A 12,494-nucleotide genomic window follows, 5' to 3' on the forward strand; every position below is an offset into this window, starting at 1 on the left:
GCCCATGGATCCGGATATCATTTCGGTCAACGGTAGCCAAATTCCGCGCAATTCCCGTGTCACCCTCGATTTGCCGGTGGCGCGACTCTATACCCATTCCCAGGTGGCCATGCCGGTGCAGGTAATCCGGGGCAAAAAACCGGGCCCGGCGCTGTTTGTCAGCGCTGCGATCCACGGCGATGAACTCAACGGGGTGGAAATCATTCGCCGCCTGCTCAACCTGCCGGCACTGAAACGTTTGAGCGGCACCCTGTTTGCGATCCCCATCGTCAATGTTTACGGTTTTATCCAGCAGTCCCGTTATCTCCCCGACCGGCGCGATCTCAACCGCAGCTTTCCCGGTTACGAACAGGGCTCACTGGCGGCGCGCGTGGCGCACCAGTTCATGAGCGAAATCGTCGAACAAAGCACGCACGGCATCGATCTGCATACCGGGGCGATCCACCGCAGTAACCTGCCGCAAATTCGCGCCAACATCGATGATCCCCGGACCGCCGATCTGGCCCATATCTTCGGAGTACCGGTCATTCTCAATGCCGACCTGCGCGACAACTCCCTGCGCGAGGCCGCCGCCGAATACGGTATCCCGATGTTACTGTATGAAGCGGGTGAGGCGTTGCGCTTTGACGAGGTCGGTATTCGTGCCGGCCTCAAGGGGATCGTCAATGTGATGCGGCATCTGAACATGCTGCCCGCCTCCCGGCGCAAGGCCAAACGCGAGCATAAACCGTTATATGCCCGCGCCAGCAGCTGGGTGCGGGCGCCGGCCGGGGGCATCCTGCGGGCGATCGTGCCGCTGGGCGGCAGCGTGGAAAAAGATCAGTTACTGGGCATTCTTTCCGATCCCTTTGGCGAACACGAGATCGAAATTCACGCCCCCTGCGACGGCATTGTCATCGGCCGCACCAACCTGCCCCTGGCCAACGAAGGGGATGCGTTGTTCCACCTTGCCCGCTATCGCAAGCTGGAGGCCGTTACCGCCAGGGTCGAGGAATTCACCGAACAGCATCAGCCCGACACCCGTCCCGACTCGCCGCCCGAGACCGAACCGCCAATTGTCTGACTCAGTCCCGGAAAGTCAGCAGCAGACAGCCCGTGACATGTACCTCGGCCTGCCAGTGCGGGGCCAGATAGGTGGTTGAGACGGTCTCGGTGATCAGTGCCGGCCCTTGCAGGATCTGCCCGACCGGCAACGCCTCCCGCGCATACACCGGTACCGGCTGATCAACCTCTGGTAAATTAATCGTTTCAGATGGCCCGGTATCCTCCTCTGTGGCCTTCACGGCCTGCAGGGTAAGCGCCTGCGACGGTCGCTGCAGGCCAACCCGCAGATTCACCACCTCTACCGGCAGGTCGAGCCGGTGTCCGTAGCGTTGTTCATGCAGGCGGTGAAAATCCGCCCTGGCCTGCCGGCGGTCCTGCCAGGGGACACTCAGATAATAGGACTGGCCCTGGTAACGCAGGTCCAGGCTGGGCTGAATCATGATCTCGTCCCGCGCCACCCCTTCTTCCTGCATGGCGGCGAGCCCCGCCTCAATCAGCGGCTGTAATTGATCCGTCACAGCCTGATCGTCCAGCGTGTCGAGTAACTGGCCCAGGGTCTGCGACAGCTGGCGGGCCCGCGGCGCCACCAGCATCCCCAGTGCCGATAACACGCCGGCATAGACCGGTACGATCGCCCGGGGCATATTCAGCGTCTCGGCCAGGGCACAGACATGCAGCCCGCCGGCACCGCCGAACGAGACCAGTGCCAGCTCACGCGGGTCGACCCCGCGCTGCACAGACATCACCCGCAGGGCATGGGCCATATGTTCGTTGGCCAGCCGGACGATCCCCTGCGCCGCCTCGTCGATGGCGAGGCCGAGCTGATCGGCGATCGCTTCGACCGCCGCCCGGGCCGCCGCCACATCCAGCGACATGTTGCCGCCCAGAAAGGCGCCGGGACGCAGGCGGCCCAGTACCAGGTTGGCATCGGTCACCGTGGGTCGGGTGCCCCCCTGGCCGTAACAGGCGGGGCCGGGCGCGGCCCCGGCCGATTCGGGCCCCACCTGCAGTAATCCGCCGGCATCGACGCTGGCCAGTGAGCCGCCACCCGCGCCGATGGTATGCATGTCTACCATTGGCACGGCCACAGGGTAATCGCGAATGCGGCCTTCGCTGGTCAGCTGGAGCTCGCCGTCGATCAGCGCCACATCGGTGGAGGTCCCGCCCATATCGAAAGTCAGCAGGCGCGACTGGCCCACCTGCTCGCCCATATAGCGCGCCGCCGCCAGGCCCCCGGCGGGGCCGGAGAGCAACATGTGCACCGCCTCCTCGCCGGCCTGCTCGGCAGCGATGGTGCCGCCGGAACTTTGCATGACCGTGATACAGGCGTGCGGGACGCCCTGTTGCAGGCGCTGTAAATACCCCCGGACCCGCGGCCCGACCGCGGCATTCAGCCAGGTGGTCATGCCGCGTTCATACTCTTTATATTCCGGCAGGATGCGGGAGGAACGGGAAATAAACAGCTCCGACGGCAGCGCCGCCTCGATCTGCTTTTCAAACCCAGCATCGAGATAGGAAAACAACAAATTGATGGCCACCGCCTCCGGTTGCAGGCGTTCGACGGCGTCCCGTAACTGTTGCAGATCGGTTTCGGTCAGCGGCTCGATGATCGCCCCGTCGGCCGCCAGCCGACCGCCGGTCTCCAGACACAGCTCCCGGGCGACCGGCGGTGCGACCGCCGCCGGTTGCAGGTTATACAGTTCACGGCGGTTCTGACGACCAATCGCCAGCATATCGCCCAGGCCGTGATTGGTAATAAACACCGTGCGCGCCGTCTTGCCTTCGAGCACGGCGTTGGTTGCCACGGTGGAGCCATGCACCATATAAAAGAGCGTCCCGGGCGGCAGTTGATCCAGTTGCAGATCCCGCACGCCCTGCAGGATCGCCTGCTCGGGTGCGGCCGGTGTCGATAACACCTTGTGCGTGGTGATGGCGCCGTCCCGAACCAGCACAAAATCGGTAAACGTTCCGCCGGTGTCGACGCCGAGTATGACGCTCATGGATAAACAGCCCCGTCCAGGTTTGTATGTCATTGTAACATCCTGTCACAATCACGCCGCGTCATGATTTTGCCCCATACATCGTTTTCAACGCGAGCCGGCTACCCGCGCATTCGGATCTTTGCAGATAACACTCCCGAAGGTTTGCTGTCACGGTTTCAGGTACAGGTTGAACCAACGATGGCAATGCCAGTCAAAGTAAACGTGAATTGTTTGGCCAAAGCGTCAATGCGGGCTTGTCAGCACGGCACAGAAGCTTATAATTTCAGGCCAGTTCCTATACCAGTTCCGATACCGAATAATAATACCGGTTACTCTTATCCACATGTCGAATGATAATTTGATCAGTGCGAAACACCTTTACCGGCGTTATGCCGGGTTGACCGCCGTCAATGATGTCAGCTTTGACCTGGCGCGTGGCGAGGTGTTGGGTTTTCTCGGACCCAACGGGGCCGGCAAAACCTCGACCATGCAGATGCTCACGGGCAATCTTGCCCCGAGCAGTGGCCGCATCCTGATCAACGGGATCGATTTGCTGGACAATCCCAAACAGGCCAAGGCCCTGATCGGCTATCTGCCGGAACAACCGCCGTTGTATCGGGAACTCACGGTGAACGAATACCTGCAGTTTTGTGCCCGACTCAACCGTATACGGCGTAACGCGGCGAACCAGGCAGTGGAGCGCGCCAAACAACGTTGCGGTCTGGAGCAGGTCGGGCGACGCCTGATCAACAACCTTTCCAAGGGCTATCAGCAGCGGGTCGGTATTGCCCAGGCGATTATTCATTCACCGCCGGTGGTGGTGCTGGATGAGCCCACGGTGGGACTTGATCCTATCCAGATTCGCGAGATTCGAAACCTGATTCGGGAACTGGGCGAAGACCACGGGGTGATTCTCTCTACCCATATCCTGCCTGAAGTGCAGATGACCTGTGACCGGGTCCAGATCATCAATCGGGGCCAGCTGGTGTTCAGCGATAATATCGACAATCTCAATCGCCGCATGGACTCGAGCAGCCTGATCCTGGGACTGCACCAGCCGCCGGCCGAAGCCGAGCTGGCCGCCTTGCCCGCGATCAGCGGCGTAGAACCTCTGGACAATCACCGCTTCCGCCTGTTTCACGCAAGTGAACAGACGCCGGCCGAGACGATCGCCGAACAGGCGGTTGCCCGGGGCTGGGGCTTGTTCGAGCTGAGACCGGAATACAAGACGCTGGAACAGGTCTTTGTCGATATCACCAGTTCAGAACAGGCTGTGCCGGAGGGTAATGCGGCATGATGATCCTGACCCTCGCGCAACGGGAATTACGCACGCTGTTTCTCTCACCGCTGGCCTGGGCGATTCTCGCGGTGATGCAGTTTATTCTCGCCTATCTGTTTTTGACTGCATTGAATGATTTTATCACCCTGCAGCCACGACTGCAGAGCCTGGAATCCCCGCCCGGCGCCACCGAACTGGTGGTAGCCCAGGTTTATGGCAGTGCGGCTTTTATTTTCATGATGGTGGTGCCCCTGTTGACCATGCGTATAATCAGCGAGGAGCGACGTAATCGCAGTATTGCCTTGTTGTTCAGCGCCCCGGTGTCGATGACCGAGATCATTCTGGGCAAGTACCTCGGACTGCTTGGCTTCTTGCTGCTCGCCTGCCTGATGATCAGCCTGATGCCGCTGGCGTTGATGTTTGGCGGACCGCTGGATACCGGTCTGTTGCTGGCCATGCTGCTGGGGCTGATTTTGCTGGTAGCCTGTTTTGCCGCCGTTGGTCTGTTTCTCTCCACCCTGACCGTGCAACCGACCATTGCGGCGATCAGCACATTTGGCGTGCTGCTGTTGCTGTGGATCATCGACTGGGCCGGCGACCAGGTCGGAGAGGGGCTCACCAGCGGGTTACTGGAATATCTGTCCCTCCTGCGCCATTTCGAATCGCTCAGTCAGGGCATCTTCAACAGTGCCGACATCGTCTATTTTCTGCTGTTTATTATCGTCTTTCTGGTCCTCGGTATCCGCCGCCTGGATGCCGACCGGCTGCAACACTAACGCAGGTTTGGAATCCGTATGCAGGTTACCCCCCGAAGTCGCTTACAGATTCGCCTTCAGAACATTCTGTTTGTCGTATTGTTTCTGGCAGTCATTGGCCTGCTCGCCTGGCTCAGTCTGCAATACAAATATGAAAGTGACTGGACGGCCTCGGGGCGTCATACCCTGTCCGAAGCCACGGTCAAACTGCTGGAGCGCATGGACGATCCAATCGAGATTATCGCCTTTGCCCGCTCAGGCAACATGGTATCGACCCGGCGCAACATTGCCGACATGCTCGATCGTTACCGGCAACACAAGGACGATATTCGTGTTCGCTATATCAACCCCGATACCGCGCCGGACAAGACCCGCGAATACAATATCAGTGTCGATGGCGAGCTGGTCGTCACCTATAACGGCCGGAGCGAACATGTACGCCATCTCAATGAAGAGAGCCTGACCAACACCCTGCAGCAACTGTTGCGCAGCGGCGAAAAACATCTGGTGTTTATTTCCGGCCATGGTGAACGTCAACCGCGGGGGCAGGCCAATCATGATTACGGCCAATTTACCCGCCATCTGCACAGCAAGGGCATCAAGACCAGCAGTCTCAAGCTGAGCGATAACCCCGAAATTCCGACGGACACCGCGGCCCTGATCATCGCTGGCCCACAACTCGATTACCTGCCTGGTGAAGTGGCCATTATCCGTGAGTATGTGCGCCAGGGCGGTAATCTGCTCTGGTTACACGACCCCGGCAAGCTATATGGTCTGCAGCCTCTGCTGGAGGAGCTGGGCCTGAGGTTTGTCGAGGGAACCATTGTCGATCCCTCCACCCGCATGCTGGGGATCGAGGATCCGACGTTTGCCGTGGTCGCCGATTACAGTGACAGCGATCATCCGGTGACCCGCGACTTTCGCTTTATGACCCTGTTCCCGCGCGCCATGGGTATCGAAGTACGCCAGGACAGTGAGTTTCAGGCAACTCCGTTTCTGCAGACCGTGCCGCGCAGCTGGGCGGAAACCGGCCCGCTTGATGGCGTGATTGACTATGACCCCGGCGAAGATACTGCCGGCCCGCTGAATATTGGTATTGCCCTGAGTCGTGAACCGGCCGACGAAGAGACGGAGCCGGCCAGCGCCGGGCAGCGCATTGCCGTGCTGGGCGACGGTGACTTTCTAAGTAATGCCTATCTGGGCAACCAGGGCAATCAGGATCTGGGCTATAACCTGATCAACTGGCTGAGCCATGATGACCGGTTTATTGATATCCCGGCCCGGACCGCACCGGACACCGATCTGAACCTGGATTCGACCACCTGGTCGATACTTGGTCTGCTGTTCCTGTTCGGACTGCCCTTACTGTTGCTCGGCTATGGCCTGTATATCTGGTGGCAACGGCGTAAACCCTGATGCGCGCCCGTCTCCTGCTCAACCTGGCCCTGCTTGTAACCGTCATCGTCCTGGTGCTGCTGGTCAGTTATACCCCGGACGAAGATGAGACCCCGGTTACCTCGCAACTGACCAACCTGATGCCGGATAACGTCAACCGGATTCGGCTGCAACGGGAAGCTCAGGAACCGGTGACAGTATATAAAGAACAGGGAACCTGGTATATGCAGCAACCCTATCAGCTGGCGGCCAATGACTATCGCGTTCAGGCCCTGCTGCGCCTGTTACAGACCGAGTATGATACCGCGCACCGTCTCGATGAACTTGAGCCGGCCCGCTACGGACTGGAGCAACCCCGCGCCAGCCTCACTTATAATGACTCGCTGGTTATTGAGTTCGGCGACAGTGAGCCGCTGTCCAAACAGCGCTATGTACGGATCGACAATCGACTCTATCTGCTGCCGGATACCCATTACTATCACACCATCAGTCCGGCCACCGGTTATCTCAGCCATGCGCCGCTACCCGAAGGCAAGATCATTGCGCTGACATTGCCCGATCTCCGTCTCGATCTGGAAGCGGGCCAATGGCAGGCCCGGCCACCACAGCCGGAACATTCCGCCGATGCGTTGACCGAACTGATCGCTAACTGGCGCAACGCCCAGGCATTGCGGCTCGAACCCTATACACAGGACAGCCTGCCCGAAACCGACATTGAAGTACAACTGCAAGGCAGGGAAAATCCCGTTCGCTTCACGCTCCAGATAAAAGATGGCCAGCCCGGCCTGCTGCGCCACGATGCCAGAATGCGCTACGTCATCAACGACGAGATACGCCAACAGTTATTACAACTCCCCGAGCCACTTCCCGAACCGCAACTGAAAACTGAAAATTAACCACCAGGACACCAAGACACCAAGACACCAAGACACCAAGAAAAATTGCCGATCACTCATTCTGGTTGAGCGACACGCTGCCTGAGCACTTTGGCCTGGAGGAAGGAAGTGTCACGCAGACTATCGCCAGCGTGACCTACGACTGAAAATTAACCACCAAGACACAAAGACACCAAGAACGAACGCAGATTGTGTAGGTTAGGTTGCGCGATACGCTACCTGATACAACTTCCATGGCGAAAGGGTCACACAGGCTGTTATCAGCACGGCCTGCGACTTTCATGACTGATGGTTCAAGTCACAGGCACTTGATCAACAAACAGCCCGATTCAGGCATCCAGTACCTGAAAATATTACTTGGTGTCTTCGTGTCTTGGTGGTGAAATACTATAAATTTTAAAGCGAGACTGTTCCGAAGCCCCATGCCCGAATTACCCGAAGTTGAAACCACCCGTCGCGGGATCGCTCCGCATTTACAGGGACGCCAGGTACGCGAAGTAATCGTGCGCCAGCGCCAGTTGCGCTGGCCCATACCGCGCAATCTCAATGCCTTGCTGCAGGGACAGACGATCCAGCACATCGATCGACGCGGCAAGTATCTGTTGCTGGGAATGGATACGGGTACCCTGATCCTGCACCTGGGCATGTCCGGCAGCCTGCGTATTCTGCCGGCAACGACACCACCGGAAAAACACGATCACCTGGACATCGTCCTGGATAACGAGCAATGCCTGCGGCTGCGCGATCCGCGTCGTTTCGGCGCCGTGTTGTGGAGCCGGGAAGATCCATTGCAACACAAGCTGCTAAAAACGCTTGGTCCGGAACCTTTATCCGAGGCCTTTACCGGTGATTATCTGTGGCAACGTTCGCGCGGACGCAAGCTGGCGATCAAATCCTTTGTGATGGACAGCAAGATCGTCACCGGGGTGGGAAATATCTATGCGAATGAGGCGCTATTTCTGGCCGGGATTCATCCGCAGCGGGCCGCCGGACGCATTTCCCGTGAACGCTATCAACAACTGGTCGAAGCGATCAAACAGGTGCTTGCAGCCGCAATCCGCCAGGGTGGCACTACCTTGCGCGATTTTACTGCCAGCGACGGCAACCCGGGCTATTTTCGTCAGCAACTGCAGGTATATGAGCGCGAGCATGAGCCCTGCCATCAGTGCGGCCAGGCCCTGCGACAGCGCATAATTGGCCAGCGCTCCAGTTACTATTGCAGCCGTTGCCAGCGTTGAGATGTTCCTCCGCCGCGAGATAATAAAAGAGCGCCGGATACCAGAACATAAACCCAGCGGCCTGACTCAAGCAATAACACGCCGGAGCCAGATTTTACCGGTTTCGGGTGGGTTTGTTTCGCTCGCATCACCTTGCGCAAGGGTGAGCGGGTATTGTGACTTTTTATTCAGATAGCATTTGCAACAGAAGCATTTATTCAATCACGCGTTGCCGCCATACCTTCGCCACGCGGGTCGCTGGCCGCAGTCACTCGCCGGCCCGCCTTATCCCAGATAATCAGCTGCATGTTGCCATAACGCCGGGGCAACTCTGTCAGAATATGTCCGCGCCGGACCAGTTCCCGACGTTGCGCCGGTTCGATAGCCTCCGGTTCGTGTTGCACCTGATCCGGCAGGTACTGGTGATGATAGCGCGGCCTGGCGACAATGCCGGTGGCGTCTTCGCCGTCGATAAAACCGAGAACTCCGTGCAACACCATGGTAATGATCCGGCTACCGCCCGGTGTACCAAGAATGGCAAGGCGATCGGCATGTTCGACAAACGTCGGGCTCATGCTGGAAAGCATTCGCTTGCCCGGTTCTATCGCATTGGCTTCGGCCCCGATCAGACCATACACATTGGGCACCCCCGGTTTGACCGAAAAATCGTCCATCTCGTCGTTGAGCAGGATACCGGTACCTGGTGGCATAAAACCCGAACCAAACGGATAATTGATACTCAGGGTGGCCGCGACCCGGTTGCCTTCACGATCCAGTACTGAAAAATGCGTGGTATCGTTTCCCTCCTGATCCACGGTTACGGCCGGCAACAGACGGCTATCGGTGGCCCATTCAAGTTCAATACTCTCACGCAAGTGTGCGGCATGCGCCTTGCCCGTTAAACGCGGGATATCCATTGCCACAAAATCGGGATCGCCCAGATACTCGGCACGATCACGATAGGCTCGCCGCATGGCCTCGATGATCAGATGCTGACGTTCCACTGCGGATAATTGGCCCGGCTCAAAGGGTTCGAGAATATTCAACATGGTCGCCAGTGCCACGCCGCCGGAGGAAGGCGGGGCCGCGGAAACGATCCGGTAATCGCCATAACGGACGCTGATCGGCTCGCGTTCCTCGACCGTATACTGCGCCAGATCCGCCTGCGTCCAGATCCCCCCGGCCTCACGCGTGCCCTCTATCAGGCGCCGGGCCAGCTCGCCCTGATAAAAACCGGCCCGCCCGTGGTCGGCCAGGCGTGTGAGCGTATCGGCCAGATCCGGTTGATGTATCACGTACCCCAGCGGCGGCACCTCGTTATTCAGTAAAAAGAGTTCCGCTGCGGCCGGGGATTGGCGCAATACCTCGAGGCGAAAACCGGCCATCCGCCGGTAATGGGGCGTGACTTCAAATCCCTCGCGCGCGGCGCGAATCGCCGGCGCCAGCGAACGACCCAGAGGCAGGCGACCGTACTGCTCGGCCAGGTGCACCAGAGCCGCCGGCTCGCCGGGAATTCCGGCAGCCAGCGGACCATCCACCGATAGCCCCTCGATCACCTTACCTTCGTTATCCAGGTACATATCCCGGTGTGCCTGCAGGGGCGCTTTTTCGCGTCCATCGAGCATGATGTTACGGCCAGTGTCCGCCTCATGCAGCAGCCAGAATCCACCGCCGCCCAGGCCGGAACTGTAGGGTTCGACCACCGCCAGCGTTGCACTGACCGCCACCGCCGCATCGAAAGCATTGCCCCCGGCTTGCAGGATTTGCAGACCCGCTTCGGTTGCCGTTGGATGCGCCGAAGCCACGGCGGCGGCCGGGGGCGCCGGGCGGTCGCAGGCCGCAACCAGCGCAACCAGAAGAACCAGACCCAGGCGAATGATTTTCATGAACTCTCCCCTACACAATAATCGTCTAAAAGCGGGATTCCGGCACAGGTCCAACCCGGTCAATAGCCAGGGTCGCCTCACCTTTATGGTTTAAGCTTAACAAATTTTTCTCCCGGTCCCGAGGCAATGTTCAGGTTGCGCAAGACAGATACCCGCTCAAACCGGAGACTGGCAGGGTACTCATCCAGTATATAATCCAAACCACCGACGAACGAATCCATCGATTCGGCGTTTCCGATAGTCAGAAAATCAATATCGCGAGTACCTCCCCGGTTAACCCGCACAACAAATTCGATCCTTCACAGCTCAACGGACAGCCCCTTGAAGAGAGAAGGTGTTTTCTGTATTTCAAAACAAAAAGCCCCGTAAAGGGGCTTTTTTATCAGACAGCAGGAACAGAGCAGGATATCAGGAGGCAATCAGCTTCTCATATTTAGCCTGTAACTGTGTTTTGCTTTCCTTATTATCCGGGTCCACGATAATACAATCGACCGGGCAGACATCGATACACTGGGGTTCATCAAAGTGACCGACACATTCGGTGCACAAATTCGGGTTGATCTCGTAAATCTCATCGCCCTGATAAATGGCGGTATTCGGGCACTCCGGTTCACAGACATCACAATTGATGCATTCATCGGTAATCAATAAGGACATGCCGAACTCCTGATAATCTTTCGCACGGAAAAATTTTATCGCATCCGCCGGTTCAATGCAGCCACAACTTTCGCGTGGACAAACGGCGATACATCACCGCCCAGCCGGGCAACTTCCCGTACCAGACTTGAGGAAATATAGGAATATTCCTCCGCCGGCGTCATGAACACGGTTTCGATATTCTCGGCCAGGCGCCGGTTCATACTGGCCAGCTGAAATTCATACTCAAAATCCGAGACCGCGCGTAACCCCCGAATAATCACCGAGGCCTCCTGCTGACGCATAAAATCCACCAACAGGATATCAAATCCACAGACACTCACATTGTTGATATCCTGCAGGACTTCCTGCGCCATGCTGATCCGCTCTTCCAGCGAAAAAACCGGTTGCTTGCCGGTTCCCCCGGCGGCAATCGCCACAACCACCCTGTCAAACAGACGTCCGGCACGCTGGACCAGATCGCTGTGGCCATTGGTGATCGGATCGAAAGTTCCCGGATAGATCGCAATACGCATATATCATCCCAACAAGTGAACAGCACTAGTGTAACGCGTCGTCCGCGCCGCGACCATGTCCGGTCAGTATGCGGTTATTACTGCGTCGGCTGACGACGGGCAAGCTGATAGGCCACCTGCCCTGCCTGCTTGCTACGCGATACCTGCCAGTTGGCCGGCAGCGCGGGAGACGGCATGTGACTGTCGTATTCGTAGTAGATCCAGGCTTCTCGGGATAGCCAGCTGGCTTCCAGGACGATAAAACAGGCTTCCAGTACCCGGGACTGGTAGGGTGGATCGAGAAACACAATGTCACAGGGTTCGGCCGGGCGCTCCAGGTAACGCAATGCTTCTGACTGGCAGGTCGTCATACCGGGCGCCTGTAAAAGTCGAATATTCTGTTGTAACTGCGATATCACTCTTGGATGGCTGTCCACCAGGGTCACTTGCGATGCGCCACGCGAAGCTGCTTCAAAACCGAGTGCCCCACTGCCGGCGAACAGATCCAGCACCCGGGCACCGTCGATCACCGGCGCCAGCCAGTTGAACAGCGTCTCGCGCACCCGATCCGGCGTCGGACGCAAACCGGGGGCGGGGAAAAAGCCCAGCTTGCGTCCGCGCCACTGCCCGCCGATGATTCGAAACTGGTTACGCTGCCCCGCCATCCTGACTGACTCCCGCTAATATATCGTCACGGGTGTTATATCACGCCACCTGAGTTGTACCAATCATGATTACTCTCGAAAGCCACAAGGGAATGACATAACGTGGCGAGCTCTGCGTCTCTGCGAGATCATGAGAGGCCTTATAATACAGCTGTGTCTTCTCTCAATAATGAAACGCTCGCCAGGGCGCAGAAACGCACAGGAAACAACATAATCCGGGCGCT

11 protein-coding genes are annotated in these 12,494 nt (G+C 58.2%); 6 read left to right on the forward strand and 5 right to left on the reverse strand.

What is annotated here, in order from left to right:
• The first annotated feature begins 4 nt into the window (after positions 1 to 4).
• A complete protein-coding gene (locus tag R6U90_RS08220; protein ID WP_410352193.1) occupies positions 5 to 1,063 on the forward strand; it encodes a succinylglutamate desuccinylase/aspartoacylase family protein in 1,059 nt (352 codons plus the stop codon).
• A 1-nt stretch (position 1,064) separates the two neighbouring features.
• Here the strand turns inward: R6U90_RS08220 and R6U90_RS08225 are convergent, their stop codons facing one another.
• Entirely contained in the window at positions 1,065 to 3,077 is a 2,013-nt protein-coding gene (locus tag R6U90_RS08225; RefSeq protein WP_410352194.1) for a hydantoinase/oxoprolinase family protein, read from the reverse strand.
• 292 nt (positions 3,078 to 3,369) lie between these two features.
• Here R6U90_RS08225 and R6U90_RS08230 point away from each other — a divergent pair, with 292 nt between their 5' ends.
• The 5 genes from R6U90_RS08230 to mutM all read left to right on the forward strand — a co-directional run bounded on the left by R6U90_RS08230 (position 3,370) and on the right by mutM (position 8,589).
• Positions 3,370 to 4,323, forward strand: a complete 954-nt coding sequence (locus R6U90_RS08230) for an ABC transporter ATP-binding protein (protein WP_410352195.1) — start codon at positions 3,370 to 3,372, stop codon at positions 4,321 to 4,323.
• Positions 4,320 to 5,081 (forward strand): ABC transporter permease subunit, encoded by a 762-nt coding sequence (locus R6U90_RS08235; RefSeq protein ID WP_410352196.1) that lies wholly within the window; start codon positions 4,320 to 4,322, stop codon positions 5,079 to 5,081. Before R6U90_RS08230 ends, R6U90_RS08235 begins: the two co-directional genes overlap by 4 nt.
• 18 nt (positions 5,082 to 5,099) lie before the next feature.
• Positions 5,100 to 6,476, forward strand: coding sequence for a GldG family protein (locus R6U90_RS08240; protein ID WP_410352197.1), 1,377 nt, complete (start codon positions 5,100 to 5,102; stop codon positions 6,474 to 6,476).
• Positions 6,476 to 7,351 carry a DUF4340 domain-containing protein gene (locus R6U90_RS08245; protein ID WP_410352198.1) on the forward strand — a complete coding sequence of 292 codons (876 nt, stop codon included), beginning with the start codon at positions 6,476 to 6,478 and terminating at the stop codon, positions 7,349 to 7,351. Before R6U90_RS08240 ends, R6U90_RS08245 begins: the two co-directional genes overlap by 1 nt.
• Positions 7,352 to 7,773: 422 nt before the next feature.
• Positions 7,774 to 8,589 (forward strand): bifunctional DNA-formamidopyrimidine glycosylase/DNA-(apurinic or apyrimidinic site) lyase, encoded by an 816-nt coding sequence (gene mutM / locus R6U90_RS08250; RefSeq protein WP_410352199.1) that lies wholly within the window; start codon positions 7,774 to 7,776, stop codon positions 8,587 to 8,589.
• Positions 8,590 to 8,786: 197 nt separating this feature from the next.
• Here mutM and ggt read toward each other — a convergent pair whose 3' ends face one another.
• From ggt to rsmD, 4 genes are all read right to left on the reverse strand, one after another.
• Positions 8,787 to 10,454, reverse strand: coding sequence for a gamma-glutamyltransferase (ggt, locus tag R6U90_RS08255; protein WP_410352200.1), 1,668 nt, complete (start codon positions 10,452 to 10,454; stop codon positions 8,787 to 8,789).
• A 408-nt stretch (positions 10,455 to 10,862) separates the two neighbouring features.
• On the reverse strand, positions 10,863 to 11,111 hold the full coding sequence (locus tag R6U90_RS08260; protein ID WP_410352201.1) for a YfhL family 4Fe-4S dicluster ferredoxin: 249 nt from the start codon (positions 11,109 to 11,111) through the stop codon (positions 10,863 to 10,865).
• A 35-nt stretch (positions 11,112 to 11,146) separates the two neighbouring features.
• On the reverse strand, positions 11,147 to 11,626 hold the full coding sequence (gene coaD, locus R6U90_RS08265) for a pantetheine-phosphate adenylyltransferase (protein WP_410352202.1): 480 nt from the start codon (positions 11,624 to 11,626) through the stop codon (positions 11,147 to 11,149).
• A 77-nt stretch (positions 11,627 to 11,703) separates the two neighbouring features.
• Positions 11,704 to 12,270, reverse strand: a complete 567-nt coding sequence (gene rsmD, locus R6U90_RS08270; RefSeq protein ID WP_410352203.1) for a 16S rRNA (guanine(966)-N(2))-methyltransferase RsmD — start codon at positions 12,268 to 12,270, stop codon at positions 11,704 to 11,706.
• Positions 12,271 to 12,494 lie beyond the last annotated feature (224 nt).

The organism is Thiohalophilus sp., from assembly GCF_046483665.1.
GTDB lineage: Bacteria > Pseudomonadota > Gammaproteobacteria > UBA6429 > Thiohalophilaceae > Thiohalophilus.